Raw genomic sequence first — 26643 nt, 5'->3', positions numbered from 1 at the left:
CTGGCCACGTCCACGCCGGAGAGCTTGAGCTTGGTGGCGGTGTCGAAGCCCGCAAACGTTGCCTGTCCGCCGTGCAGCCGGTCGGCCACGATCTCGGCCATCGTGTTCGCCGGGGCCACGAGTCCCATGCACATCCCGCCGAAGTTGGCGACTTCGCCGATGGCCCAGATACCTGGGACTGGCGTGGCGCAATGGTCATTGACGACTACGCCACCCTTCTTGCCCAGTTCGAACAGCGGCTCTTTGCCATCAGCGGAGTCTTCGTCTGTGCGGAACAGTTCGTCGCGGGGACGGATGCCGATGGACGCGATGACCATGTCGGCCGGGATGATGCGGCCGTCCTTCATGAGGACTCCGGTGACCTGGCCGTCGTCGTCGGACAATACTTCGGCGGGGTAGGTTCCGGTGAGGACTTCAAGTCCCTTGGCGGTGACGAGCCGGCCCAATGCCTGGCCGGCGCCTTCATCCAGCTGGGCGTTCATGAGCCAGCGTGAACCGTTGATGACGGTTGCTTGCGCTCCGAGCTCCATGGTGCCGGCCGCAGCTTCCAAGCCGAGGAGGCCGCCACCGATGGTCACGGTCTTGACGGTCCGGCCGAGCTTCTCCGTGAGTTCGGCAATGGCCTTGTTGATGGCCCAGACGTCGTCCAGGGTGCGGTAGACGTGGGCGAGCTCGCCGCCGGGGAAGGGGAGTTGCGCTGCGTCCGAGCCGGTGGCAACCACCAGATGGTCGTAGGGGAAGCTGTTGCCGGCCGCGGTTTCCACGGACTTGGCGTCGGTGTTGATTTTGACCACACGCTCGCCGGTGCGCAGATCCAAAGCATCGTGCGCCCACATGGACATGTCGCCCAAGGTGAGGTCATAGTCGACGTCGGTGAGGGCCTTGCTCAGCGTGACGCGGTCGTAGGGAACGTGGACCTCCTCGGCCAGGACCGTGACGTGCCAGCCCTCAAGACCGCGGGTGTGCATGGCGTCGGCAAAACGGTGGGCCGCTGGGCCTCCACCGGCGACAACAATACGGCGCAGGTTTTCTGGGTTGGAAGTGTGTCCGGTCACTGGTGGCCTTTCGCATACGCCGCAGAACGTGCTCCGCAACTTGTCATTTCAGACTACGGACGGGCAGTTTCGCCTCAGTTTCCCTTTTGTTTCGTGGTCTTAACTTCTGGGTCACGATTGCATGTCGTTGCGTGTGAGGTCTCTTTTACGCACCGGACACATTGACTGCGTTCCGGTGAAACACTCGCGGCCTACCTTGAAAGTGTGGACGCTAGGCGGCCAACGCCTGAAAGGCAAGGACAGTATTCGTCCGGTCGCTGGCACAGTGAGAGGGGTTGACATGACCGTCATTCTGGAACGGGAAGAACAACTGATGAGCGCGCCGGCGTCCGGCTGGCACCGAGTGTGTCCGTTGGACGAGCTTGAGTTGGCGTGGGGCGAGGCCGCCTTGATCGACGGCATTCAGGTGGCGCTCTTCCGCGTCGACGCCGAAAAGGTGTACGCGGTTGCCCAGCAGGACCCCGCAACCTTGGCCAACGTCATGGCCCGCGGCATCACCGGTTCCCGCGGATCACGTCCCACCATCGCCTCGCCGTTGCACAAGGAGGTCTACGATCTTCAGACCGGCGAATGCTACTCGAACCCCGAACTCCGGCTCCCGGCCTTCAAGACCCGTATGGTTGACGGCTTCATCGAAGTCGAAGTCTAGCTCAGAGCCCCGACAGGGCCAGGCGCCTCAGAGTCCCAGCGCCTCGCGGACGTCAGCCAGTATGTGGTCCAAGGTGGTCCGTGCGGCGTGCCGGGTTTCCGCGAGTTCCGCCGCGGAACCGACTGACTTGATGACTTCCAGGTAGCACTTGAGCTTCGGCTCGGTGCCGCTGGGCCGGATGATGACGCGGCTTTGGTCCTTCGTGAGGTAGAGGAGGCCGTCTGTGGGTGGCAGTTGTTCACTTCCCTCGGCCAAGTCCACAAAGGTCTCGATGGCGGAGCCGCCGAAGGACTCCGGTGGATCGGCCCGGAGCCGGTTCATCATGGCGTCCAGCAAGCCAAGGTCCGCCACCCGGATGCTGAGTTGGTCACTCGCATGCAGGCCGTGCACCAGGTAGATCTCGTCCAGGGTGTCGAAGACTGTCTTTCCTTCAGCCTTGGCCGCTGCCGCTAGTTCGGCGATGAGCAAGGAAGCGGAAATGCCGTCCTTGTCCCTCACGAGCTCGGGCGCCACACAGTAGCCCAAGGCTTCCTCGTAGCCGTAGACGAGTCCCGGAACCCGTGAAATCCACTTGAATCCCGTCAGGGTTTCTTCGTGGGCGAAGCCGGCCGCCGCAGCGATGCGGGAGAGCAGGCGGGACGAGACGATCGAATTGGCAAAAACACCCTTCTTTGCGACATGGCCCGGAGCGGCGTCGCTTTGCCGGCTATCGGCGGTGTGGCGCGCCACCACGTGGGCGCCCAGTAGGGAGCCTACTTCGTCGCCCCGCAACATCCGCCAGGCACCCGTGTCGGGATCCTTCGCGGCGACAGCCGCGCGGTCGGCGTCGGGGTCGTTGGCCAGCACAATGTCGGCATCCGAACGCGCCGCCGCGGCCAACGCCAGATCCAGCGCCCCGGGCTCTTCCGGGTTGGGGAAGCTGACCGTGGGGAAGTCCGGATCCGGTGCTGCCTGCTCTTCCACCAGCGTCACGTCCGTGAAGCCTGCCGCGTTAAGAACCGAGACCGCGGTCGCACCGCCCACGCCATGCATGGGCGTGAGGACGATCTTCAGTTCCCGTGCCGGGAAGTTTTCGACATCGGCCAGGCCAGCCATTGCGGCCTCGTACTCGCCGGTGATGGAGCCGGGGAGCACGGTCCAGCCGGATTCAGCCAAGGCGATGGAGTCCAGGGAACCCACTGATTCGATGCTTGCGGCGATCTGCGAATCGTAGGGCGTCACGATCTGGGATCCGCGGCCGCTTTCCTCCACGGCCCGGCCGCCCAAGTACACCTTGTAACCGTTGTCCTGCGGCGGGTTGTGGCTCGCAGTGACCATGACACCGCCGTCGCAATCAAGGGACCGGACCGCATAAGCCAGCAGCGGGGTAGGAAGCGCCGAAGGCATCAGGAACGTGTCGATTCCCGCGGCCGTGAAGATCGCCGCCGTTTCCAGGGCAAAGACATCGGAGTTGTGCCTGGCGTCATAGCCAACGACGGCGCGCGGCCGCGTTCCGGAGGAGGCCGTCGCAACGGCGTCCTTGAGGAAGGCCGCCAAACCTGCTGCTGCCCGCCGCACTACTACGCGGTTCATCCTGTTGGGACCCGGACCGAGGGCGGCACGGAGTCCCGCGGTACCGAACTGCAGCGTTCCACTGAAGCTGTCTTCAAGCTGTTGGCGGGCTGCGGCAACGCCGCTGGAGGCGAGTCCGGTCAATTCGGAAAGTGCTGCTGCGGTGATCGGGTCCGGGTCTTGGGCTGCCCACTCGCCGGCGTCGGATATCAGCTTTTCAAATTCGGCATCGCTCGATGTCATAGGGATAAAGCTATCGTCAAAGAGCATGGATGCCGAGGTCACGGGCTATGGCGACGGTCACAGTCTGGCCACATCGTTGACCGGGCGCTGGGGGTCAGCCTGTCTTGCGGGTACTGGTGAGGTTGAAGCTCGCGGTACCTCCGGTGCTGAAGGCGGTGGCGCCTGTGTTGCCCCATTGCGGGAAGAAGATGTCCGAGATCACCGCCGATCCATCTTGGGTGAAGACCTCTACTGACGAGGAATCCAGGAGGACGCGCAGGCGGACTTTGCCGTCCTTCAGGGGCACGGAGGCTTGGTGGTAGGGGCTGAATTTTGGCGAGAAGTTGGAGGTGCCCGCCGCCGAGCGGTCCACCTTGAGGGTCTGGCTTGCGCGGTTGTACGAGATCCGGAGGCACGCCTTGCCGTCCGTCGAAGCCCGCAGCACCAAGCCGGCCTCCGCAGTTCCCGCAACATTCATTTCGGCATCGATGAGCTGTATTCGGGAACCAAAGTCGCTGCCGAGGGGTTCCGTGGCGTCGGTGACGGTGAGGTTTTTGCTATGTACCTCACTGGTCTTGGCGTCCGTGAGGGCATCTGCTGCAGCGAGGGCGATAGCTGAATGCAGCTCGAAGCGGCTTCCCGCGGCTACAAGGGTGAGTTGGCGCGGGATGGCCATGGATCCGCGCCACGGGGTGCTCGGTACGGATTGCGCGTAGTCCCAGTTGCCCATCCAGCCGAGCAGCACGGGTTTGCCGCCGGGGGCGTCGGAGATGGAGTTCGCAGCGTAGAAGTCCGCTCCGTGGTCCAGCCATTGCGAAGCGGTCAGTGGGTCACCAGGTTTTGCCGCGTGCTCTGCCGTGAATCTGGTGCCGTCGAAGTCGCCCACGAAGTACTGCATGCCGGAGCCTCCCGCGATGCCTCCGGGGTTGATGCTCAGGATCATGACCCACTTCTTCAGTCCGTTGCCGCCGTCGACGTCCATTTGGAGCAGCTCCGGAACTTCCCAGAGTCCGCCCTGGGCGCCCACTCCGGAGAAGTCGCTGAGGAAGTTCCAGTGCAGCAGGTCCGTGGATTTGAAGAGTTTCACCACCTGAGCGTCAGCTACCACTGTGGTCATGACCCAGTATTTGCCTGGCTCGTACCACGTGATTTTGGGATCGCGGAAGTTGTTCGACGCCGGCTGCAGGCTCAGCACAGGATTGCCTTTGTACTTGGTCCAGGACGTCCCGTGGTCCAGGCTGTAGGCCACCGACTGGGCCTGGCTGCCCTTCGGCAACGCCCCGCCGTCGCCGTACGAACTGGTGTAGAGGGCTACCAGTGGCGGGTTATCGGCAGTGCCCAGTCCGGAAGCGTTCCTGGTATCCGGCACGATGGCGCCGGAAAAGATTTCCTCGCTAGCGGAGCCCTCCATGGCCACTGGCTGCTGCGTCCAATGCACAAGGTCGGTGCTGGTGGAATGGCCCCAGGACATGTCACCCCAGAAGTTGCCGTGTGGGTTGTGCTGGTAGAACGYGTGATAAGTCCCGTTTTCGTAGACAAGCCCGTTGGGATCATTGATCCAGTTTTGCGACGCCGTCAGGTGCGCGGCAGGGCGCCACGGGTCCGATTCGGACGGTGCCGGCGCAGACGGCACGGCGGCGGATGGGGCGTTCCCGGCGGAGGGTGGGGCGTCCGGCGTCGGGGTGCAGGAGCTCGCGAATACTGTCAGGACGACGGCGACGACGGCGAGTAGCGCCTTGCGGACGGGCCAAAACGGGTGGTGGGGGGAGTAGAGCATGGGACTTCCTGGGGTTGGGGAGCGGGGCGCCCGGGTGGAACCGGACGCCCCGCGTTTTGCCGGGCAGGCGACGTATTCTGCCGGCCCGACGGTTCTAGCCATGGCCTACTTGTAGAGGCCTTCCCCGCCGACGCGGACGTTGGTAGGGAGGTAGCCGAACGGGCCAAGGCCGTTCTGGCCGAAGCTGTGGTCAACCTGGGTGACTCCACCGGCGAAGTTGATCTTCACGGTGGGGGACAGGGAGCCGCCGCGGACGCCGTCGACGTTGTCGATGAACGACTGGACCAGGCCGCCCGGCTGCACGTAGTGCGAGTAGGCCTGGAACTGGCGGCCGTTCTGCTGGGCCGACAAGTTGCCGCTCGGGTTGTTCGCCGGCAGGTTCAGGTCGGTCGGCGAACCGAGCGCGAGGCCTGAGTTGTTGACCGGCTGGAAGTCCGAWCGCACGCCGTTGCCGACGAAACCGTAGACGCCGTCGGGACCGCGCATGCCATCGGCATAGGTGAACTGGTGGCTGATGGTGAACAGGTAGTACTTGTTCTTGCCGTTTTCGTTCTGGATGAAGATCTGCGGACGCTCAGTCTGGTCGTTGACGCAGTTGGCGGACAGGATGGGCGGCAGGAAGTGCCACTGGGTCAGATCCTTGTTGTCTGCGACGGCCAGGCCGACGCTCGCGGTCTGGAACCAGGAACCGGTGGTGGTGTTCACCGTGTTGGTGTTCTCTGCATGGGGATCGCCCGGGCGGTAGCCAAGGTCAGCATCCGTGCACTTGTAGTCGCCACGGTTGCCCGCAGTGTTGCCCTCGAAGACCATGAAGGTCTTGCCCGGCTGGGCCGGGTCCTGGAAGGTGTACGGATCGCGGAAAGCGAAGCCCGCATTCTGGGCCTTCGTTTGGTACAGCTTTCCATCGGGCTCAAGGAGCTTGGTGTGTTGGAACCCGTCGAAGGTCACGCCGTTCTTGTCGGCGTGGATGTTGCCGAGGGCCTTGGCGATCACTGCGTCAGGGGCAATTCCTCCGCCGCCGGCGTTGCGTTCTGCACGGTCGTAGAACGTGGTGGCCGTGTAGAACACGTTGACGTGGTCGCCTTGCATGAGGCGGGTGGAGCCGGACCACTCGGTGTTGCCGATGGAGGTGTTGTCCAGGAACAGGTGTCCGCCGTAGTTCCACTTGTCCTTGGCCGGATCGGCGTTGGTCTTGCGGAAGAAGTAGCCGATACGCGCGTTCCAGTGGCGCTGGTCGAAGCCATAACCTGCGTGTCGGTCAGCTACGAGGGAGAAAATGACGTCCCAGCCCTTGTAGCTGATCTGGTTGGCGTTTTCGTCGGTCAGGGACCACGTGTCCCAGACCCAGACGTCGTCGTTCATCGCCGGGAAGTCCTTGGGGATTTCCGGCATGGTGACGTTGGGGCTCATGGAGTTCTGGCCCGGGGTCACGTTGGGGTTGCTCTGGGCCATGATCTGCTTGGCATCCGCTCGCGTCCACTTGGACGTGAAGTTCGCTGCGGGATCAAATGCTTCCTGCGTGTGGACAGTCGGCAGTGGGAAGCCGGGCGTGGGAGCCGGCATCGTGGTGGCCGGTTTGTCGGCAGGCAAGTTCGCCTGTGCCGCCGGGGATGCCATGAGCACCGTGGCGGCCACGCTGGCGACGGCCGCAAAAGCGGCTACCGACCGCAGACGGCGGCGTCGCCTGTTGGGGTTTGAGTGAGATTTCATGCTGCTCTTCTCGCGGAGGTTGGACTACGTGGAATGGGCGCAAGCCCTGTCCGAACTCCGGTGTCCCCGATAACACCGCTGGCGTCATCCGGAACGCCATCGTGTCGGGGTGGATGGGGGCTTTTTGGGAGGCCCCCACCCTTGTAGTCCTGGCACGTCGACTTGCCGGGACCGTTCAAAGCTAGACAGGCGTGGAATGCTGCCGCAACCCGTGTTTCGAGGGCACTACGAGCCTGTTCGCCACATGTCAGACATCTATGCGCAAGCGCTTACATTTTTACACCGCGCGCGTGCCATGGATTGCGCTAGGGGTCAAATATTTCTGAATAAATCTGATTTATTCGAAAAGTTCACATGCCATTAACGAAGGGGCGAATTGACTTGACGCGCGCTGGAAAATTGGTGTGACGAGACTTGTCGCGTGGTCCAGGTGGCTTGGTGCGGCTCGGTTCGATGAGGCTGAGTGAACTGGTGGTGAGTGGGAGCGCGAACAGCCCGCGCCGGGTTCGGCGCGGGCTGTTCGTCTGGTTGGTTGTGGACGGGCTATTTGCTCTTGGCGGGGCGGGTGCGTGCCAGGGCGGTGACGCCGGCGGCGAGGCCGATCAGTCCCGCTGCCAGGCCGAACCAGCCGGCGGTGGATCCGCCGTCGTCGGACGCTTTCGCAGCCGCCGGTGCCGCGGTCGCAGACGGCGAGGACGTGGGTGCCGCTGAGGCGGCCTCGTCGCTGGCGGTGGTCACGAATGAGGGGGCCGGGTGCTCGGGCTCGGGCTGTCCCGCAACGGTCTTCTCGTCCCACTTCACCACGGTGCCGTCCGTGTAGGTCTGGGTTGCCGGCAGGGTGATGGTGGTGCCGGCGTCGGGCAGGACACCCACCGAGATCGAGAACGCCTGGTATTCGTTCTGCCCGATCTGGTGCGCGGCGTCCGCCGTCCACACCACGGACGTGACAGCCTTGGTCACGGTTGCCCCCGCGACCGTGACAGGTTTGGGCAGGGTCGAAGTGATGAGTTCGGCGTTCCAGCCTTCGATGGGTTTCACGGATACCGAGTTGAACGGGGTGTCGGTGGGCAGGGACACTTCGAGCTTGTCGGTCTTGGCCGTGGGCGATTCGTTGGGCACGTTGAACGTCAGGTGGGTGTAGCCGCCTGCTGCCGGGTCGTCGGGGTCGACGTGGACGTGTGCGGAGGCGGCGGAAACGCCGAAAGCGAGCAGCCCAGCGGCCATCGTGGCGGCGCAGGCGGTCTTGAGGGTACGGCGGAAGGAGGTCTTCATGGCAATGATGCCCTTTCACAAAGGAAAACAGTTAGGGGCCGGGGCGGACGGAGGTCCGGACCGGTGAAGGCAGGGGGTTGCCGCCTGTCCCTGCCCGTATGTGAAAGGGGGCGGGTCTTAGGCGGCGGCCACCAGGGCCGGCGGACCGCGCCGGGACGGAAGAAGAAGGGCGGGGAGTGCACGAGGACGGACCGTGGGGGTCGTGCAGGGGGCGGGGGTGCGGAGCGGATGGGTCGCTGTTGGAGCGGGCAGTTGGATCAACGGGCGCAGCCACGCTGCCAGTGCCCATAGTGCTTGTTCGCCCCGTGCGAGCACCAGTGCCGTGCCCAAGGTTGCGACCGTGTGCGCCACGAGCATTTGCCAGTCGCTTGCCGCGGCGTGGGTTGAGGAGATGGCGCTCATGGTGTCGGGGGCTGGCGCCAAGGGAACATGTCCTGCATGTCCGGACTGCAGCGGCGCGGCCGGGGAAGCCCCGGACAGCCCACAGAACGCCCAGTGAAGGCAGAGCTGCCCGGTTCCGAGCAGCCCCGCGAGGACCGGCAACGAAAGCCGGGTGCGCGTCAGTACGGCGACCGGAAGGATTGTCAGGGCACAGAGCGCGGTCAAAATGGCCGGCGTCGGCAAGTTGCCGCCACCGGCCAGGTGCCCGCCCGCAGCCAAGCCCAGGATGATTGAACCGATCAGGGCCGTCCGCATCAAGCGGAAAGGAGCGGATGTCATCATCGGCAGGCCTTTCCGGTTGAGCTCAGTGGCGGAGAATCACTCAAATTCTACTGGCCCCGCCATGGCCGAAATTGCCGGGGAACCTTGACTCCCCGGCTACTCGATCAGAGCTTCGCGATGATGTCCGCCAGGAGTCGCGAAATACGTGCGCCCGCCGTCTGGCCTGCTTCGATGACTTCCTGGTGGCTCAGAGGTACCGGGCTGATCCCTGCGGCCAGATTGGTCACCAGGGAGATGCCGAAGACCTCCATCCCCGCGTGTCGGCCGGCGATGGCTTCCAAGGCGGTGGACATGCCCACCAGGTCCGCGCCGATTCGCTTGGCGTACTGGACTTCGGCCGGCGTCTCGTAATGCGGGCCGGTGAACTGCGCGTAAACGCCTTCGTCGAGCGTTGGATCCACCTCGCGCGCCAAGCCGCGGATACGCGAGGAATACAAGTCCGTGAGGTCAACGAACGTGGCGCCTTCAAGGGGAGAAGCCGCCGTCAGGTTGATGTGGTCACTGATCAGAACGGGAGTGCCAGGGGTCCACGCCTCGTTCAGGCCGCCGCAGCCGTTGGTCACCACCAGGGTCTTGCATCCTGCGGCCGCGGCCGTGCGCACGCCGTGGACCACCGATCGAACGCCTTTGCCTTCGTAGTAGTGGGTGCGCGCGCCCAGCACGAGGGCACGCTTGCCCTCCTTCGTCAGGACCGAGCGGATGGTGCCCACATGCCCCTCAACCGCAGGGGCCGAGAAGCCGGGAACTTCCGATGCGGTAAGAGTCGCCGTCGTTTCGCCTATGAGATCCGCAGCCGCGCCCCAGCCTGAGCCGAGCACGAGGGCGACGTCATGGGATTCGACGCCGGTCTCCGCCGCGATGTAGTCGGCCGCAGCTTTGGCGGCCTCGAATGGGTCTGTGTTGATCAGCTCTGTGTTACTCACTGGTACAAGCTACAGTGCCGCCTGCGCTGTTGAACAGGTCACTCTTGAACAGGGACAAACGGCTTCTGCAGCCGTTCTCAGGTGGGGCTTAGTGGCAGTGGCGCCGTCAATAAGTAAGAATTGATCATTGTGACCATGCATCCTGACTTCAGCTCACCACGAATCGCGATCCTGGGCGGAGGTCCAGGCGGATATGAAGCGGCCATGGTCGCAGCGCACCTAGGAGCGCGGGTCACCCTCATCGAGCGCGCCGGGCTCGGCGGCTCAGCCGTCCTCACCGACGTCGTGCCTTCCAAAACCCTGATCGCGACGGCGGATCTCATGACCCGCGTCGGCGAGGCGGGGGAGCTGGGAGTCAAGTTCGCCGTCGACGGCAGCGATGTAGCGCCGGGCATGCGCGCGGACCTGGGCCACATCAATGACCGCGTCCTGCACCTTGCCCGGGAGCAGTCCGACGACATCCGGGTGGGCCTCGAACACCTTGACGTGGAAATCCTCATGGGTTCGGGAAAGCTCGTGGACAACCACACCATCGAGGTCATCACTTCCGACGGCACCAAGACGATCACCGCCGACGCCATCCTCCTGGCCGTCGGCGCACACCCCCGCGAACTGCCCACGGCGAAGCCCGACGGCGAGCGCATCCTCAACTGGGCACAGATCTACAACCTTGAGGAACTTCCGGAGGACCTTATCGTCGTTGGTTCCGGCGTCACTGGCGCCGAGTTCGCTTCGGCCTACAACGGCCTTGGCTCCAACGTCACCCTCATTTCGAGCCGCGACCAGGTGCTGCCGGGATCGGACACGGACGCGGCCCAGGTCCTTGAAGGTGTCTTCAAACGCCGCGGCGTGCGTGTTCTGTCCCGCTCTCGCGCGGAGGCCGTGGAAAGGACCGACGCCGGCGTGCAGGTCACCTTGGGTGACGGTTCCGTCGTGACGGGCAGCCATTGCCTCGTCTGCGTGGGCTCCATTCCCAACACCGCCGGAATCGGATTGGAAGAGGCGGGCGTGGCTGTCACGGAGTCCGGCCACATCAAAGTGGACGGCGTTTCGCGCACCACCGCGCCGAACATTTACGCCGCAGGCGACTGCACCGGGATCTTGGCACTCGCCTCCGTCGCGGCCATGCAGGGCCGCATCGCGGTTGCGCACTTCCTAGGCGACGCCGTCATGCCCATCAAGCTCCACCAAGTGGCCGCCAACATTTTCACGTCACCGGAAATCGCTTCCGTGGGCGTCTCCGAGGCCGACCTCGAATCCGGCAAGTACCAGGGCGACGTGATCACACTGTCCCTGCTGAGCAACGCCCGCGCCAAGATGCGCAACACCAAGGACGGCTTCGTCAAGATCATCGCGCGCAAGGGTTCCGGCACGGTGATCGGCGGCGTCGTCGTGGGACCGAACGCTTCCGAGCTGATCTTCCCCATCGCTGTTGCCGTGAAGCAAAAACTGCACGTCGACGACCTCGCGAGCACCTTTACCGTGTACCCCTCGCTGACCGGGTCCATCTCGGAAGCCGCGCGACGGCTGCACGTGCATATGTAACTCCGGATCTGCGACACAGAAAATGCCCCATGACGCGTGTATTCCCGTATCGCGGGGCATTTTGCGTCGCATGAAACCGATGCGCGTCCCCAAGCCGCGCCGTCCGACCGCCCTCCAAACGGCTGGTCGGCGTTTCGTTTGCTAGCGTCGAACACATGCCGTCTACCTACCCGCCCAAATTTCGTCGCGGTGACTTAGTGCGCGTCGTTGCACCTGCCCTGAGCCGTGCCGTGGTGATGGAACACGACAACACGAGCCACATCGAGAGGCGATTCGCGGAGATGGGTCTGCGTCTTTCCTTCGGGGAGCACGTGGACGAGATGGACGGACTTCTTTCGTCGTCAGTGCAGTCACGCGTCGATGATCTTCATGCGGCCTTCTCGGATCCAGAAGTAGCGGGAATCTTGACCGTGATCGGTGGATTCAGCAGCAACGAATTGCTTCCATATCTCGACTGGGACCTCATCGCGGCGAATCCGAAGATCCTGTGCGGCTATTCGGACATCACGGCCCTTCAAAACGCTATTTACGCGCGAACCGGACTGGTGACCTATTCGGGGCCACACTGGTCCACGTTTGGCATGAGGGACCACTTCGAGGAGAGCCACACTTGGTTTGTGGACGCGTTGTTTGGCCAGGCGACCATGGACATACGTCCCGCCGAGGCATGGACAGACGACACATGGTTCCGCGACCAAGATGGGCGAACGCTGATTCCGAGCGATGGCTGGTGGCCGCTGCAAGGCGGCACTGCTAGCGGAAGGATTGTGGGCGGAAACCTCTGCACCCTGAATCTCCTGCAAGGAACGGCGAACATGCCGTCCTTGGAAGGGGCACTCCTCTTCGTGGAGGACGACTTCGAAAGCCACCCAGCCACATTTGCCCGTGACCTTGCGTCGCTGCTGCAGATGCCGGGGGTAGAAGGCATTCGGGGTCTCGTGATAGGTCGCTTTCAGCAGGCAAGCCGAATGACCAGGGAATTGCTGGCCCTGATTGTGGCCAAACACTCCGTTCTTGCAGGCTTACCGGTGCTTGCCAACGCTGATTTTGGCCACACCTCGCCAATCCTGACGTTCCCGATTGGCGGCGAGGCCGAAGTTACGGTGGATGAATCGAGCAGTTTGAGGATCACGCGCCACTGACGGGTGGGCAGGCTATTTTGTCGGTGCCTGCTGGCAGAGTAATTCCATGGAAGCGATCGGGCACCTCACCACGCGCCACGGCGCTGTGTCCGGTGGCCGGTTCCTGGTGTCCCATAGGGTGCGGGAGCCGCGGATGGTGCCTGCGGCCGGTCAAGCGCCGGACCTGCGCAGACTCTCTCTGCTGGATCCCCGCGACGATCACGGCGGCGGTCACGGTGGTCCCCAGCGGGTTCTGGAGGGTGCTCTTGCGGCGATGCGGTCCCTGGCGCGGACGGCGGTCGACGACGTCGGGTCCTTGGGGTTGCAGGACTCCGCCGCGTTTGCCTTCGGCGTGGAGGAACTGTCCCGCACCCTCGACTATTTACAGGTCGTCGCCGCGGGGCAGTTGCACGGCGCGCGACAACACGAGCCGGCCAGCAAAACTGGCTGGATGACAGGCTGGGGAGCCGACGCCAGGGCAGGCGCTTCCAGAGTTGGCGCTGGCAACGCCGGAGCGGAGGCCAGGGCAGCCGGTACCCTTGCCGACGTCGACGACGGCGGGCTCGGTGAGGGGTTCGGTGGCGGGACCGCCCGCACCAGTACGTCCGAATCCAGTGCCGATGCGCTCAGCGCATGTGTCGCCGGTGTTGTGGCGGAAACGGGCCGGGCCGGGGTCCAGGAGTTCAGGAACACGGGCGAGCACTTGCGCTCGCTCCTGAGGATCAGCGCGGCCGAGGCCCGCCGCCGCCTTGCCTTGGCGGAGGACCTGCTGCCCGGCCGCTCCCTCACAGGACAACGGATCGAACCGCGATATGGGGAAGTGGCCGCGGCTTTTGCTTGCGGGAGCATCGCCTCCCGTCCTGCCACCACCATCACCATGGCTCTTGAACGCGCCCGGCCCCTGTGCAACCCCGAGGCAGCCGTGGAGATGGAACACGCGTTGACCATGACAGCGGCCGAGAATGATGCCGATTTCCTGGCCAGGATCGCCCGCCGCTGGACCGAAGCCATTGACCAGGACGGTACCGAACCCAGCGAAGAAGCCCTGCGCCACCTCCAGGGCGCCTTCCTCCGGAAGCCCAAACACGGGCTGCAGCATCTGGAGATCTTCGCCACCCAGGACCAATACGAGCACCTGGTCACCGTCATGAACACCGCCACCAATCCCCGTACCCGCACTAGCCAGGAGCCCGGACCAGGGGACAAGCAGGCGGACACGGGCGGCGGGAGCGAGCTGACAAACGCTCCCGCAAACGATCGGCCGGGAGTTTCACACGACGACGCCGCGTCCCTGGACCGCCGCACGAGGGCGCAGAAACTCCTGGACGGGTTGCTGGGCGCCTGCAAGATCGCCCTCGCCACAGGGGCACTGCCCGCGTCCGGAGGCCAGCGCCCCCAGATCATGGCCACCATCGACCACCGCGACCTCCTGGCACCGCTCAAAGAAGCTGCGCAACTCACGTACGTCGAGCAATCTGAACAACCAGGGCACGCCGGCGAGTCGCAGCCGCACGGGCAATCGGCGCTGTTCGGCCAACCACAGCCGCAAACGGGCACGGGAACCTTTACTTTCACTGGTCCCGTCCCCGCGGCCACGCTGCGGAAGATCGCCTGCGACGCCGATATTATCCCCGTTGTCCTCGGCGGGGGAAGGCCAAGTGCTGGACATGGGCCGGGCCTCCAGGATCTTCCCCGCCCACATCCGGAAGGCCATCACCGCGAGGGACAAAGGCTGCGCGTTTCCTTCGTGCACGATGCCGGCCCCGTGGTGCGAAGCCCACCACGTCGAGTACTGGTCCCGGGGCGGGCCTACCAGTGTCGGCAATGGTGTCTTGCTCTGCAGCCACCACCACCATCTGATCCACAAGGAAGAGTGGCACATCCAAATCCAAGCAGGCGTGCCTTGGTTCATCCCGCCACCCCACATCGACCCGCGCCAGCAACCACGCAAGAACCGTTACTTCCACGTGTGACCGCGGGCCTCGATGCGACGTGCCAAGGAGGGTGAGAATTCGACGCGAACCGGACGTCCACGAAATCCGGCGCACCCCCGAAACTCACCCCCGGCCTCAACGTGATGCGCTGTAGTCGTCTTCAACGGCTGTGCAAGAGTATGCGGATGGAGATTCGAAACCGGGGGATCCTCGTCGATGAGCTCACCGCTGTAATGCGCGGGTACGAGGCGGCCAACAACACGCATGACATCGAGCGCGTACTGCCGTATAAAGCCGACGACGTTTCTTTTTGGTTTTCAGACGGATCCCACGAGGGCCGTGAACAGGTCCGGTCTGCCATCGAGGCGACATTTCGTGCAATTCAGGACGGGCATTATCGGACGCGCAGAGATGATGGCCTGCTGGTTTTCGATGGCTCTGATTGACTAGGAGGCATGTGGGATTTGAAAAAGAACGAAGATCGCACACTTAAAGTCGACGGGCTGGTCAACGGACGCGACCTAGGGGGTCTGAAGCGCACAGACGGGACGGTCACTCCACGCGGCGTCTTCTTCCGAAGCGAGAACGTCGATTGGATCACCGGGAACGGATGGCAACAGGTCTATGATGCCGGGATCCGCACCGTGGTGGATCTCCGCCAGCAACGGGAACGCAACACAGATACCCGGGAACGGCCCGGTTGGCTTACCACGATCCACGTTGACCTTGACGGCCTCGAAAACAAGGCGTTCTGGGCGGACTACTGGGACAACGGCCTAGTGGGCACAGCGATTTACTTCCTCCCGCACCTTGCAGCCATGCCCGAACGGGCCGGTACAGCCATAACGGAGGTACTCAACGCACCGGCAGGAGGAGTCCTCTTCCATTGCATGGGAGGCAGGGACAGGACGGGCCTAGTTGCCATGGCTCTGCTTCATGCAATCGGCGCCGACCCCGAATGCATCATCGATGACTATCTGGAAACAGTCAGGTTAGGTGATGTCCGAGCGGCCAACGGCAACCGAAACAACGCTGAACCGAAGCTCGAGGAGTTGTGCCGGCAACATGGCACAACAACCGAGGGCGCGTTCCGGAACGCCTTGGAAAAATTCGATCTCCAGGCCTTCCTCGACGCCGCAGACTTCACCGACGAGGACGGGAAGGCCCTCTTCACTTGGCGCGGCGCGACCATCACACTCCCAAACCCGGCGGAATAGGCGTGGCAATCATGGAAACTGCAGCAATCAAAGTCCGGGAAGCGACCGCCGAAGACACGTCGGCTCTCTGGGCGGCCTGCTTTGAAGCAGCGAATTGGCGTGGGGTTGACCGGTTCACGCGCCAACAGCTCATGAACGACCCGGAATTCTCGCACTACGTCCAGGGCTGGCCCCGTCCGGGGGACTTCGGTGTTGTCGCCGAGACCGGGATGGGAGAAGGTATCGGCGCCGCATGGTGCCGCATCTTCCCCGCCGACGACGCCGGGTACGGCTTCGTGGCGGCGGACATCCCGGAACTGACAATCGGGGTCGTGCCCGCTCATCGCGGAGCGGGTACCGGCACGGCGCTCATGACAGCACTGATCGCTCTAGGACGCTCCCGCGGGCTGCGAAGTGTCAGTCTCAGCGTGGAGGACGGCAACCGCGCCCGGGATCTGTACGAGCGGCTCGGGTTCGTTCGGGTCGGCCGGAACGGCGGCTCTGACACCCTGTTACTACAGCTATAGGGAGATTGCATCCGGGCGCCTAAACCACCTACGCCGCAACCCCCTGGAAATGCCGTTCAATAATCCCCTTGATGTCCCCATGGCATCCGCCGCAGCCCGTCCCCGCGCGGGTGGCCTTGGAAACCTCCGGCACCGAGGAGCATCCATCCAGCACGGCTTCCTCGATGCTCGCACCGCTGACGCCCGCGCAGCGGCAAACTGTGCGCTGCGGATCATCAATCGAAGCAGAAGAATCCAGCTGGTCCGGACCGTCCAGGCGAAGCAAAAGCGAACGGTCGGCGGGCAGTTCGGAGCCGCGTTCGAAGAGCATCACGAGTTCCGCGGCCGTGCGCGGCATGCCGACGGTCACGAGTCCTTCGAGCGCCCCGCCCCGCGTCGTCATCTTGACGTAGCGGCAGTGTTCGGGATCGGCCCATTGGGCCACTTGGCGTCGCGGCCTGCCGTCGGCAACGCCGACGCACAGCAGCTCGTCGTCCCACGGTTCGGCAGCGTTGTCGCCAGCGACGGCGAGGTTGATGCCGCGGGCCTTCAACACCACCACTCCGGGCTTCTCCTGTGGGAGCGGCGCCAAGGTGTCGGCTGCGTCCTGGCCCCCCTCGGCAAGGAGGATCAGGTACTCGGCAAGCCACTCGGCCTGCCGCCAGCCCGGACCAACCAGACCTGAAGGACCCGGTGCGGTGCGGCATTCTGCGCACTCGGCATCGGCGCAGCGGACTTCGGCGCAATCACCGATCGCGAACATGTGCGGCTCGTGGTATGTGCGCAGGTGGTGATCCACCAGGATGCCGGTGGCCGCAGGCAGCCCACAGCCTTCAGCCAGTTCGATCCTCGGACGCACGCCGCAGGAGAGGACCAGAAGATCGCCCTCGATCCTCGAGCCATCGTTGAGCACCAGGGCGGAAAACGTCCCGTCCGGGCCATTGTGTTCAACGGCCGTGGAACGGGCGTTGCCCACCATGGTTATCCCGCTGTTGCGCAAACTCGCCGCGAGAACGGCTCCACCGCCGCGGTCGATATTGCGGCCCAGCGGGAAAGAACCGTTGTGCACCACCGTGGTCACGGCGCCTTCTTCCGCCGCAGCCAAAGCCGTTTCGAGGCCCAGTACACCGCCGCCGAGGACGATCAGGCGCTTGCCGGCAACCACGGCCTCGCGAAGCTGTGCGGCGTCACGAAGGTCACGGAGCGCGGTCACGCCCAAAGGCAGTACCGGGTGCGAAGGATCAGGGTTGATACCCGTAAGGTTCGGAATGACTGGCCTTGAGCCGGTGGCGAACACCAGGCGGTCGTAGCCGGGAGTGGTTCCATCCGAGAGGACAACCTGCTGGCGCGCACGGTCGATGCGTTTGACCGTGACACCCAAGCGGACCTCGACGCCGTCGGCCGCCAAATCGGTGGCGTCCGCCATCGCGAGGGCCTCCGCGGTGGTCCGGCCAACGCCGAGTTCCGCCACCATGACGCGGTTGTACGCGGCTTCGCTTTCCTGCCCGACGACGAGCAGCTGGACGAGCCCGCTGCGCACGGCGGGCAGCAACTCGTCCACCAGCCGGGCCGCGACCGGTCCGAATCCGACCACCACAATTCGCTCGCTCACGATGCCTCCTTGACGTGCGTTGACAAGCCGGCCGCCGCTGGCGCAGCTGTGGAGAGCACTGCCAACTGGGCAGCCAACTCCGGTTCGACTATTGGTAGTGCCGCCTTCCGGACCCAGACCCTGCTGGTCTTGAACTCCGGCATGCCGGAAATGGGATCCGTAACCGCCTCGGTGAGCCGGTTGGCGCTGCCCAGACCGGGGAAATGGAAGGGCAGGAAAACGGTGTCCGTCCGGATCGCGTTGCTGATCTCCACCCTGCACAGGACTTCTCCGCGCTCGTTGGAGACCCGGACAAGGTCGCCAGCGGAGATGTCCCTGACGGCCGCCGTCGCTGGGTGGATCTGCAGGAGGGCCTCTGGCTGCGCGGCCGAGAGCTCGGTGACCCGGCGGGTTTGGGCGCCCGATTGGTAGTGTTCCAGCAGCCGTCCGGTGACGAGCGTCAGCGGATTGGGATCAGAGCCGACGACGGCGGAGCGCTGGGACCGCTTCTGCGGTGCCACTGGGACCATCACCGCGCGCCCATCGGCGTGCGCGAAGCTGTCGAGGAAGAGTCGCGGCGTTCCCGAGCTGCCGGTGGGATAGGGCCAGTACGCGGCTTCTCCGCGATCCAGCATGGCGTAGTCGATGCCGGAGTAGTCGGCCAAGCCGCCAGCCGAGGCGAGCCGGAGTTCCTCAAAGACGGTCTCGGGATCGTCGCTGAACGTGGACGGAGCGTCGAGGGATTCGGCGAGCCTGGCCATGAGCCACAATTCGCTACGGACGCCCGGGGGAGGGGTGAGGGCCTTCCGACGCCGGAGTACGCGGCCCTCAAGGTTGGTCAGGGTGCCTTCTTCCTCGGCCCACTGGGTGACAGGGAGGACGAGGTCGGCCTCTAGCGCAGTCTCGGACATGAAGAAATCGCAAACCACCAGGAAGTCGAGTCTGCGCAGGCCCTCGATCACGGCGCTGGCGTCGGGGGCTGACACCGCCACGTTGGCTCCGTGCACGAAAAGGCAACGGACGCCGTCAGGCTGTCCCAAAGACTTCAACAGCTCCACGGCCGGAAGGCCGGGGCCAGGAATGAGGGATTCGTCCACGCCCCACACTTTGGCGACGTGGGCGCGGGCGGCGGGATCGGTGATTTTGCGGTAGCCGGGGAGCTGATCGGCTTTCTGGCCATGCTCGCGGCCACCCTGGCCGTTGCCTTGGCCGGTCAGCGTGCCGTAGCCGCTGCGGGGGGATCCAGGCAGGCCCAGGAGGAGGCTGAGGTTGATTGCGGCCGTGGCGGTGTCCGTTCCGTCCACGTGCTGCTCGACTCCGCGGCCGGTCAGGATGTAGCTGCCGCCGCGCCGGGCGCCGTCGGCGAGGCGGCGTGCGGTCTCGCGGATGAGCGTGGCGGGCACGCCGGTGATCGATTGCACGCGCTCCGGCCAGAAGGCCGCGAGGCTGCGGACGATCGCCGGGTAGCCGGTGGTGCGGCTTTGAAGGTATCCAGCGTCGGCGAGGCCTTCGTGGACCACCACGTGGGAGATACCCAACAGCAGGGCGAGGTCCGTTCCCGGGGTCGGCTGTAAGTGGAGGCCGCCGCCGTCGCCGGTGAATGCGGCGGTCGCGGAACGGCGGGGATCGGCCACGATCAACCCGCCGGAATCGCGTGCGCCCTGCAGGTGCTGCACGAAGGGCGGCATGGTCTCGGCGACGTTGGAGCCGAGAAGGAAGATCACGCTCGCCGAATCAAGGTCCTCCACGGGGAACGGGAGGCCGCGGTCCACCCCGAAGGCGCGGTTTCCCGCTGCCGCAGCGGAGGACATGCAGAAACGTCCGTTGTAGTCGATGCGTGAAGTACCCAGAGCCAGGCGGGCGAACTTGCCCAACTGGTAGGCCTTCTCATTGGTCAGTCCGCCGCCGCCGAACACGCCAACGGCGTCGGCTCCGTACTGCTCGCGGGTCTGCTTGACGGCTCCCGTGACCAGCATGAGCGCTTGGTCCCAAGAGACCGGCCGGTGGACGCCGTCGGACCCCTTGAGCATGGGTTCCGTCACTCGTCCGGTGTGGTTCAACAACGACGCCGATGTCCAGCCCTTGCGGCACAGCCCGCCCCGGTTGGTGGGGAAGTCGCGGCCGGCCACGTCCAGTAGGGGAAGTGCCTTTGCCTCGGGAGCGGGGTCTGACCCCGGCTGCGCCGAGGGCGCCGCCGGGGTCAGGGTCATGGCGCACTGCAGCGCACAATACGGGCAGTGGGTGTTGGCGCCATTGGGCATATTAGATGTGTCCCATCGCTTTGCGGTTGGCCTTGCGGAGGTAGCAGACCCAGCAGACTGCCAGCATCAGCACGTATGCGCCGACGAAGCCATAGAACGCGGGAGTGTAGGAGCCGGAAGCGCTGGATGCGTTGAGCACCTGGGGGATGACGAATCCGCCGTAGGCGCCGATTGCCGAGATCAGGCCGAGCGAGGATGAAGCCAAGCGTGCCGTGCTTGCGGCGCTGGCTCCGGAGCGGGCGGCTCGGCTGGAGGTAGCGAAGATGACCGGAATCATGCGGTACGTAGCACCGTTTCCAAAGCCGCTTGCCGTGAAGAGCATCAGGAACAGGACCAGGAAGAGCCAGAAGTTCTTGAGCGGAAGGGTCCAGATCATGGTCAGGGTGATGATCGCCATCGCTGCGAAGGATGTGACGGTCATCCGGGCCCCGCCCATGCGGTCAGCCATGCGTCCACCGTAGGGGCGGGCCAGGGAGCCGACCAGCGGTCCGAGGAAGGCGAGCGAGAGGGCAACTGCGCCGAGGTGCATGGAGGAGAAAGCGGGGAAGTAGTCCTTGATGAGCTTGGGGAAAACTCCCGAGAAACCGATGAACGAGCCGAACGTGCCGATGTAGAGGAAGGCCATGATCCACAGGTGGGGTTCCTTCAGTGCTGCGATGGAGCCTGCCACGTCACCCTTGGCGCTGGTGAGGTTGTTCATGTACTTCCACGCACCGAATGCGGCGATCAGGATCAGCGGGATCCAGATGAGGCCTGCCATGGGCAGGTTGACGGTGCCGGCGGCCAGAAGGGTGACGGCGATCGGGACAACGAGCTGCGCGACGGCGGCGCCGAGGTTTCCGCCGGCGGCGTTCAGGCCCAGCGCCCAGCCCTTTTCGCGGGCAGGGTAGAAGAAGGTGATGTTTGCCATCGAGCTGGCGAAGTTTCCTCCGCCGAAGCCTGCAAGTCCTGCTACCAGCAGCATGACGCCGAAAGGGGTCGCGGGGTTGGAGACGCAAAGAGCAAGGCCGGCTGTGGGGATCAGCAGCAGGAGGGCCGAGACGATGGTCCAGTTGCGGCCGCCGAACTTCGGGACCATGAAGGTATAGGGGATGCGCAGTGTGGCACCGACCAGGCTGGGGATCGAGATGAGCCAGAAGATCTGGTTGGTGTCGAACTTGAAGCCTGCTGCCGGGAGCTGGACGACGACGATCGACCAGAGCTGCCAGACGACGAAGCCGAGGAACTCGGCAAAGATTGACCAGTACAGGTTGCGCTTGGCGATGGAACGGCCGGCGGCCTTCCATTGCTCCTTGTTCTMTGCATCCCAGTTGGCAATCCAGCGGCCAGGGCGGTGTTCGAGCTCGGGGACGAGGGCGGTGGGCGCCTGCTCGTTGGTGAGGATTTCGGTGCTTCGGTCAACTGTCACGGGGTGCCTCCTTTGTGGGGACGTTGTACTTCCACGTTAGGGACGGCGCGTTTCGCGGACCGTCGCGGTTTGTAAACGTGCTGTGACATTTGCCTATCGGAGGGGGTCACCACTGCGTGAGATGGTGGTGAGGTTGTTGTGTCGTGGACCACAGAGTGAGACTTTTTGGGACGTCCGCATCTTGGACTGATTGTCCATTTGTTGGATGCCGGGAACTATTATTGAACTCTCAAATAATCTTTGCCGGCAGGCTCAGGATCGCCAGGCCGGCGTGAACGAAAGCAACCACTACATGTCTTCCATCGCTGAATCCAAGGAAAGCGAGTCAGCCAAGCCGGTGAACTCGCGGGGTCGCGTGATCTTCGCCAGCCTCATCGGAACGTCGATCGAGTTCTACGATTTCTACGTCTATGCCACGGCAGCCGTTCTCGTCTTTCCCAAACTGTTCTTCCCGACGGCGGACGAGACCACCCAGCTGCTGAGCTCCTTCGCTGTGTTCGGTGTCGCCTTCATTGCCCGGCCGCTTGGCTCAGTCGTTTTCGGCCATTTCGGTGACAAGTTCGGCCGCAAGGGAACCCTGGTTGCGTCCCTGCTGACCATGGGTATTGCGACGTTCCTGATCGGCTGCCTCCCCACGGCGCAGGTCCCGGGCTGGACCTTCCTGGCCCCCATTTTGCTGGTAGTCCTGCGTTTCGCCCAGGGCCTGGCCCTCGGCGGTGAATGGAGCGGCGCAGCGCTGCTCGCGACCGAGAACGCGCCGGCCAACAAGCGCGCCATCTACGGAACCTTCCCCCAAATGGGTGCGCCGATCGGCTTCATCCTGGCCAACATCATCTTCCTGGTCTTCAGCTACACCCTGACTCCGGAGGCCTTCGCCGCCTGGGGCTGGCGCGTGCCGTTCCTGCTCAGCGCCGTCATGGTGATCCTCGGCCTCTACGTACGCCTCAAGCTCATTGAAACTCCGGCATTCACCAAGGTGCTGGACTCCAACGAAGTGGCCAAACTGCCCATCGGACGCGTGTTCAAGTCCAGTTGGCGCCCGCTGATCCTCGGTACTTTCATCATGCTGGCCACCTACGTGCTGTTCTACCTGATGACCACGTTTACGCTGACCTACGGCACCAAGCCCACCTTGGCCGGGGCGCAAGCCGCTGCGGTCAAGGCCGGGAAACCGATGACCGAAGCGGCCGCCGCGGCGTTCGTTCCGGGCTTGGGCTTCAACCGCAACGACTTCCTCTGGATGCTGATTGCCGGCGTCGTCTTCTTCGGCATTTTCACCCTGGTGGCCGGTCCGCTGGCCGAAAAGTACGGCCGCCGCAAGATGCTGCTCGCCGTGACGGCCGGCATCCTGGTGTTCGGCTTGCTGTTCGTGCCCCTGTTCAGCGGCGGCTTCGTGGGGACCATGGCGTTGCTGATCATCGGCTTCACACTGATGGGCCTCACTTTCGGACCGATGGGCGCACTGCTCCCGGAACTGTTCCCCACCAACGTCCGCTACACAGGGTCCGCAGTCAGCTACAACATGTCCAGCATCCTCGGCGCAGCAGTCGCTCCGTTCATCGCGGTCTGGCTCTGGGAATCGGCCAAGGGCAGCACAGTCCTGGTGGGTGTCTACCTCAGCGCCATGGCAGTGTTGACGCTCGTGGCCTTGTTCCTGTCCAAGGAAACCAAGGACACAGATTACGAGAACAACGTGGCCTGATCCGGGCCAAAGCAGCTTCGGCCAAATAGCCTCGCGTTAAACAGCTCCGGCCCCGCACCAATGGTGCGGGGCCGGAGCCATTTGCGCTGCTTGTCTTCGATCGTCTTAGTCCTCGATCGTCGCGATCACAGCGCCGGCCGAGACGGTTTCGCCTGCCGTGGCCAGCAATCCGTGGATGGTGCCGGCCCTGTGGGCGGTGAGGGGCTGTTCCATCTTCATGGCCTCGAGAACCACGATCAGATCACCCTCGGCAACCACATCGCCGTCGGCTACTGCTACCTTCACGATGGTGCCCTGCATCGGCGAGGTGAGGGCGTTGCCGCCCGCCACGGCGGCTGTGGCGCCCGCAGAGCGGGAACGCTTCTTGACCTTCGCGCCCTTGGCGCCCGGGCTCGCAGCCGAGGAAACCGAGCCCAGGGTCGCGGGAAGGACAACTTCTAGCCGCTTGCCGCCAACCTCAACGACGACGCGTTGCCGCTCACCGGCGTCGGCAGCTTCTGTTCCTCCTCCGGTGGGGGTCCACGCGGGGATGTTGTTGATGAACTCGGTCTCGATCCAGCGCGTGTGCACCTTGAACGGGCCTTCGGCCGGAGCGAACGCGGGATCGGTGACCACCGCAAGGTCGAAGGGAATGACGGTGGGGATACCCTCCACCACCATTTCCTCAAGGGCCCGGCGGGAACGCTGGAGGGCCTGTTCGCGGCTGGCGCCGGTGACAATCAGCTTTGACAGCATCGAATCGAAGTTCCCGCTGATGACGTCGCCCTGCTCAATGCCGGAATCGATGCGAACGCCCGGACCCGTCGGGTTCTTCAGCGTGCTGACCGTTCCCGGTGCAGGCATGAAGTTGCGGCCCGGGTCTTCGCCGGTGATACGGAATTCAAAGGAGTGACCGCGGATCTCAGGATCGCCGTAGCCGAGTTTCTCGCCTCGGGCGATGCGGAACTGCTCGCGGACCAAGTCGATGCCCGTCACTTCCTCGGAAACGCAGTGCTCCACCTGAAGGCGGGTGTTGACCTCGAGGAAGGAGATGATGCCGTCCTGGCCCACGAGGAATTCGCACGTTCCTGCGCCCAGGTAGCCGGCTTCTTTCAGGATGGCCTTGGAAGACTCGTAGAGGCGTTCGTTCTGCTCGGCGCTAAGGAACGGTGCCGGGGCTTCTTCAACCAGTTTCTGGTTGCGGCGTTGGAGGGAGCAGTCGCGGGTGGAGACCACAACCACGTTTCCGTAAGCGTCCGCGAGGCACTGGGTCTCGACGTGGCGAGGGGAGTCCAGGAAGCGCTCGATGAAGCACTCGCCGCGACCGAACGCGGCAATGGCCTCGCGCACAGCGGACTCGAAAAGTTCAGGAATTTCCTCGACTGTCCGGGCCACCTTGATCCCGCGGCCGCCACCTCCGTAGGCAGCCTTGATGGCGATCGGGAGGCCGAACTCCTTGGCAAAGGCCAGGATCTCGTCAGCGGATTCCACAGGGTCGGCCGTGCCAGGAACCAGGGGAGCGCCAACCTTTTCGGCGATGTGGCGTGCCTGCACCTTGTCGCCCAGTGCAGAGATGGCCTCCGGAGACGGGCCGATCCACGTGATGCCGGCGTCGATGACCTTGGTGGCGAAATCGGCGTTCTCGGCGAGGAAGCCATAGCCGGGGTGGATGGCGTCCGCACCGGACTGCTTGGCAACATCGATCAACTTGTCCATGACGAGGTACGACTCAGCAGCCGTGTTGCCGCCCAGCGCGTATGCCTCATCTGCCAGCCGGACGTGCAGGGCGTCGCGATCGGGGTCTGCGTAGACGGCCACGGAGGCGATGCCTTCGTCCCGGGCGGCGCGGATAATGCGGACCGCGATTTCGCCTCGGTTGGCAATCAAGACCTTGGTGAGAGGGCTGGAAATGGGCTGCGCCGGATTAGCTGACAAGTTGACTCCTTCTGTCCTTCAGGGAGCCTAGCGTGATTTTGAGGGTTCCGCCCATATTGATGGGGGATTCCGTGTGTGAGACGGCCCGTCTTTGTAGGGTTGCTACAAATCGTGATTGACGGTTACGCCAGAGCGGCTCAGCTCGTCCGGTGCGCTTGCGCTGAGGTCGATTCATGCCATCTGCGCAATGACAGGAAAACGGCACCGGCCTCCTCAGCCACGAAGCCACTCCGCTGGTATAAGGCCAGCGCTCCAGTGTTATCGCGCGCTACGGCCAGCCGAACGTCCAACCCCGCTATATCGGCAGCCTCGCAGATGCTGCCGAGGAGCCGCCCGCCCAGACCAGCGCCGCGAAATGCCGGTAACAAGGCGATGTCCACCAACCGAATGTCACGCGTGCCCCATGCGGTCCAGATCCTGCCAGCCGGGACGCCGTCGAACTCCACAATGACGTTCCCGCTGCCGCCCCACAACTCGGACCACTGCTGATGTTGCGCTCGCTGCTGCATCTCCAGCAGGGACGTCGGGAGGAATTCCCGCCCCGGCGCCGCTGACGTGAAGAGATCCAGGAGGAAACCGGAGTCGCGGTCTTCAGGGGTGCGGAGCCGAAGTGCCCTTTCCACGGGTGTGGCCGTGCCCCCTAGCTCCTCGATGGGAAGATCCCTTGCAACGCAATCACATAGTTCAAGGCCAAGGATGGCTGAAGGTTGCTGAAAGCTTGCCCGCCTCCGGCAGGCTGGGTTGAAGCCAACGCCACTGCGGAGTCCGGTGGTCCGTAGGAACCCCCGGGGGCGGGCGCCATCCCTGCCGAGGGCCGATCCGTCGTCTCGGTAGTTGAGGCAATCATTCCGGGGTGGGTGTGCGGCGGAAGATTCGAGGTGATCAGGGTTGTTGTTTCCGAACCGGCGACTTGGCCTTGGTAGTAGCTGGAAAGGCCCGGCCCCTGGCCGTTGTGCAACGCCGCACGGCCCCGCAAGTCGGGGAGGGCGAAGTTTGTCATCCCATCACCGCCGTACATTGTGCCTAGCAAGGAAAACAGGGCCGCGTTCTGCGCGATCGACAACAGTTGGCCGTTGCACAATGCCCAGCCATTTGGGGCGAAGTTGAATCCAACAAGCCGGATCTCGCCGATAAACGGTTCAGTCATGAGTTCGGTCCTTTGCTTCTGGGGGCTGAGGCAGTTGGAGGCAACAGCGTAGCGCCCCTCCTATCGATGACAGCGGTGGCGTTGCTGCCGCCGTGAGTAATGAAGAGACTGACCAATCCACTCTTGGGGTGGACGATCGCGATGGTTTCCGGGGGAAGCGCTCCGGTGACCAAGCTGAAGCCCAGCCGGAAGCGTTCAGCGGGATCCGCGTGCTCCCCGGGGCGCGGCGCCCGCCGAAGATCCTCCGCAGTTTCCAAGCGGACGACGGCGGGGCCCGCCGCCAGCTGTTGGCCAACCAGCGGCGTCCAACTGGCAAGGGTGAACACATCGGGTCCAGACGCCTGGGACGTAAGGGGACCCGCGGCGGCCAGGACCACGGCCCCGGCCCCGCCGATCAACAAAGTCCGGCGGCTCAGTTTGAGTGAGGTGTCCATTT

At 64.2% G+C, this 26643-nt stretch carries 22 protein-coding genes and 1 pseudogene; 9 read left to right on the top strand and 14 right to left on the bottom strand.

The window, feature by feature from the left end:
• A partial coding sequence (locus AC1DLO_RS09060) for an NAD(P)/FAD-dependent oxidoreductase (RefSeq protein ID WP_476914462.1) occupies positions 1-1055 on the bottom strand: 1055 nt, incomplete at its 3' end.
• 280 nt (positions 1056-1335) lie between these two features.
• On the opposite strand from AC1DLO_RS09060, the gene nirD reads away from it, so the two are divergent.
• Positions 1336-1704 carry a nitrite reductase small subunit NirD gene (nirD, locus tag AC1DLO_RS09055; protein WP_184736246.1) on the top strand — a complete coding sequence of 123 codons (369 nt, stop codon included), beginning with the start codon at positions 1336-1338 and terminating at the stop codon, positions 1702-1704.
• Positions 1705-1731: 27 nt separating this feature from the next.
• On the opposite strand, the gene AC1DLO_RS09050 is transcribed toward nirD, so the two are convergent.
• From AC1DLO_RS09050 to AC1DLO_RS09025, 6 genes are all read right to left on the bottom strand, one after another.
• Positions 1732-3498 carry a phospho-sugar mutase gene (locus AC1DLO_RS09050; protein ID WP_476889281.1) on the bottom strand — a complete coding sequence of 589 codons (1767 nt, stop codon included), beginning with the start codon at positions 3496-3498 and terminating at the stop codon, positions 1732-1734.
• A gap of 94 nt (positions 3499-3592) precedes the next feature.
• Positions 3593-5254 (bottom strand): glycoside hydrolase family 32 protein, encoded by a 1662-nt coding sequence (locus AC1DLO_RS09045; RefSeq protein WP_476914461.1) that lies wholly within the window; start codon positions 5252-5254, stop codon positions 3593-3595.
• 105 nt (positions 5255-5359) lie between these two features.
• Entirely contained in the window at positions 5360-6964 is a 1605-nt protein-coding gene (locus AC1DLO_RS09040) for a glycoside hydrolase family 68 protein (protein WP_476889279.1), read from the bottom strand.
• 543 nt (positions 6965-7507) lie between these two features.
• The gene (locus AC1DLO_RS09035) at positions 7508-8236 is read right to left on the bottom strand and encodes a YcnI family copper-binding membrane protein (protein ID WP_476889278.1); all 729 of its coding nucleotides are present in this window, start codon (positions 8234-8236) and stop codon (positions 7508-7510) included.
• Positions 8237-8353: 117 nt separating this feature from the next.
• Positions 8354-8959, bottom strand: coding sequence for a hypothetical protein (locus tag AC1DLO_RS09030; RefSeq protein WP_476889277.1), 606 nt, complete (start codon positions 8957-8959; stop codon positions 8354-8356).
• Positions 8960-9063: 104 nt separating this feature from the next.
• Complete coding sequence (locus tag AC1DLO_RS09025) at positions 9064-9882, bottom strand: purine-nucleoside phosphorylase (RefSeq protein ID WP_476889276.1); 819 nt, start codon at positions 9880-9882, stop codon at positions 9064-9066.
• 129 nt (positions 9883-10011) lie between these two features.
• Here AC1DLO_RS09025 and AC1DLO_RS09020 point away from each other — a divergent pair, with 129 nt between their 5' ends.
• From AC1DLO_RS09020 to AC1DLO_RS08990, 7 genes and pseudogenes are all read left to right on the top strand, one after another.
• Complete coding sequence (locus AC1DLO_RS09020) at positions 10012-11427, top strand: NAD(P)H-quinone dehydrogenase (RefSeq protein ID WP_476889275.1); 1416 nt, start codon at positions 10012-10014, stop codon at positions 11425-11427.
• A 155-nt stretch (positions 11428-11582) separates the two neighbouring features.
• Complete coding sequence (locus AC1DLO_RS09015) at positions 11583-12569, top strand: S66 family peptidase (RefSeq protein ID WP_476889274.1); 987 nt, start codon at positions 11583-11585, stop codon at positions 12567-12569.
• A gap of 46 nt (positions 12570-12615) precedes the next feature.
• Positions 12616-13935 (top strand): annotated as a pseudogene (locus tag AC1DLO_RS09010) (DUF222 domain-containing protein); the annotation flags it as partial.
• A gap of 280 nt (positions 13936-14215) precedes the next feature.
• Positions 14216-14521, top strand: a complete 306-nt coding sequence (locus AC1DLO_RS09005; protein WP_476889289.1) for an HNH endonuclease signature motif containing protein — start codon at positions 14216-14218, stop codon at positions 14519-14521.
• A gap of 146 nt (positions 14522-14667) precedes the next feature.
• Positions 14668-14928, top strand: coding sequence for a nuclear transport factor 2 family protein (locus tag AC1DLO_RS09000; protein WP_476889273.1), 261 nt, complete (start codon positions 14668-14670; stop codon positions 14926-14928).
• A 9-nt stretch (positions 14929-14937) separates the two neighbouring features.
• On the top strand, positions 14938-15699 hold the full coding sequence (locus tag AC1DLO_RS08995) for a tyrosine-protein phosphatase (protein WP_476889272.1): 762 nt from the start codon (positions 14938-14940) through the stop codon (positions 15697-15699).
• 11 nt (positions 15700-15710) lie between these two features.
• The gene (locus tag AC1DLO_RS08990; RefSeq protein WP_476889271.1) at positions 15711-16205 is read left to right on the top strand and encodes an N-acetyltransferase family protein; all 495 of its coding nucleotides are present in this window, start codon (positions 15711-15713) and stop codon (positions 16203-16205) included.
• A 28-nt stretch (positions 16206-16233) separates the two neighbouring features.
• Here AC1DLO_RS08990 and AC1DLO_RS08985 read toward each other — a convergent pair whose 3' ends face one another.
• Genes AC1DLO_RS08985 through AC1DLO_RS08975 form a run of 3 tightly spaced genes read right to left on the bottom strand, consistent with a single transcriptional unit; the run spans position 16234 to position 21444 of the window.
• A complete protein-coding gene (locus AC1DLO_RS08985; RefSeq protein WP_476889270.1) occupies positions 16234-17796 on the bottom strand; it encodes an FAD-dependent oxidoreductase in 1563 nt (520 codons plus the stop codon).
• Positions 17793-20036 carry a molybdopterin oxidoreductase family protein gene (locus tag AC1DLO_RS08980; protein WP_476889269.1) on the bottom strand — a complete coding sequence of 748 codons (2244 nt, stop codon included), beginning with the start codon at positions 20034-20036 and terminating at the stop codon, positions 17793-17795. Before AC1DLO_RS08980 ends, AC1DLO_RS08985 begins: the two co-directional genes overlap by 4 nt.
• A 1-nt stretch (position 20037) precedes the next feature.
• Complete coding sequence (locus AC1DLO_RS08975) at positions 20038-21444, bottom strand: MFS transporter (protein ID WP_476914460.1); 1407 nt, start codon at positions 21442-21444, stop codon at positions 20038-20040.
• Positions 21445-21736: 292 nt separating this feature from the next.
• Here AC1DLO_RS08975 and AC1DLO_RS08970 point away from each other — a divergent pair, with 292 nt between their 5' ends.
• Positions 21737-23146 carry an MFS transporter gene (locus AC1DLO_RS08970; protein ID WP_476889268.1) on the top strand — a complete coding sequence of 470 codons (1410 nt, stop codon included), beginning with the start codon at positions 21737-21739 and terminating at the stop codon, positions 23144-23146.
• Between the two features lie 105 nt (positions 23147-23251).
• Here AC1DLO_RS08970 and AC1DLO_RS08965 read toward each other — a convergent pair whose 3' ends face one another.
• From AC1DLO_RS08965 to AC1DLO_RS08950, 4 genes are all read right to left on the bottom strand, one after another.
• A complete protein-coding gene (locus AC1DLO_RS08965; RefSeq protein ID WP_476889267.1) occupies positions 23252-25060 on the bottom strand; it encodes an acetyl/propionyl/methylcrotonyl-CoA carboxylase subunit alpha in 1809 nt (602 codons plus the stop codon).
• Between the two features lie 137 nt (positions 25061-25197).
• A complete protein-coding gene (locus AC1DLO_RS08960; RefSeq protein WP_184736199.1) occupies positions 25198-25683 on the bottom strand; it encodes a GNAT family N-acetyltransferase in 486 nt (161 codons plus the stop codon).
• A gap of 17 nt (positions 25684-25700) precedes the next feature.
• Positions 25701-26207 (bottom strand): phage tail protein, encoded by a 507-nt coding sequence (locus tag AC1DLO_RS08955; protein WP_476889266.1) that lies wholly within the window; start codon positions 26205-26207, stop codon positions 25701-25703.
• Positions 26204-26641, bottom strand: coding sequence for a dCTP deaminase/dUTPase family protein (locus tag AC1DLO_RS08950; RefSeq protein WP_476889265.1), 438 nt, complete (start codon positions 26639-26641; stop codon positions 26204-26206). The genes AC1DLO_RS08955 and AC1DLO_RS08950 overlap by 4 nt, the downstream gene beginning before the upstream one ends.
• Positions 26642-26643: the final 2 nt, after the last annotated feature.

It is taken from the genome of Arthrobacter sp. 01T419 (assembly GCF_056398865.1).
Note: the sequence above shows the minus strand (reverse complement) of the source record. Positions and strands in the feature narration are given on the sequence as shown.

What these genes read in the sequence shown, in the direction of transcription:
- nirD (WP_184736246.1), top strand. Translation starts at nt 1,336, where the DNA reads ATGACCGTCATTCTGGAACGGGAAGAACAACTGATGAGCGCGCCGGCG.
- AC1DLO_RS09050 (WP_476889281.1), bottom strand. Translation starts at nt 3,498, where the DNA reads ATGACATCGAGCGATGCCGAATTTGAAAAGCTGATATCCGACGCCGGC.
- AC1DLO_RS09035 (WP_476889278.1), bottom strand. Translation starts at nt 8,236, where the DNA reads ATGAAGACCTCCTTCCGCCGTACCCTCAAGACCGCCTGCGCCGCCACG.
- AC1DLO_RS09030 (WP_476889277.1), bottom strand. Translation starts at nt 8,959, where the DNA reads ATGATGACATCCGCTCCTTTCCGCTTGATGCGGACGGCCCTGATCGGT.
- AC1DLO_RS09015 (WP_476889274.1), top strand. Translation starts at nt 11,583, where the DNA reads ATGCCGTCTACCTACCCGCCCAAATTTCGTCGCGGTGACTTAGTGCGC.
- AC1DLO_RS09005 (WP_476889289.1), top strand. Translation starts at nt 14,216, where the DNA reads ATGGGCCGGGCCTCCAGGATCTTCCCCGCCCACATCCGGAAGGCCATC.
- AC1DLO_RS09000 (WP_476889273.1), top strand. Translation starts at nt 14,668, where the DNA reads ATGGAGATTCGAAACCGGGGGATCCTCGTCGATGAGCTCACCGCTGTA.
- AC1DLO_RS08995 (WP_476889272.1), top strand. Translation starts at nt 14,938, where the DNA reads ATGTGGGATTTGAAAAAGAACGAAGATCGCACACTTAAAGTCGACGGG.
- AC1DLO_RS08990 (WP_476889271.1), top strand. Translation starts at nt 15,711, where the DNA reads ATGGAAACTGCAGCAATCAAAGTCCGGGAAGCGACCGCCGAAGACACG.
- AC1DLO_RS08980 (WP_476889269.1), bottom strand. Translation starts at nt 20,036, where the DNA reads ATGCCCAATGGCGCCAACACCCACTGCCCGTATTGTGCGCTGCAGTGC.
- AC1DLO_RS08970 (WP_476889268.1), top strand. Translation starts at nt 21,737, where the DNA reads ATGTCTTCCATCGCTGAATCCAAGGAAAGCGAGTCAGCCAAGCCGGTG.
- AC1DLO_RS08955 (WP_476889266.1), bottom strand. Translation starts at nt 26,207, where the DNA reads ATGACTGAACCGTTTATCGGCGAGATCCGGCTTGTTGGATTCAACTTC.
- AC1DLO_RS08950 (WP_476889265.1), bottom strand. Translation starts at nt 26,641, where the DNA reads ATGGACACCTCACTCAAACTGAGCCGCCGGACTTTGTTGATCGGCGGG.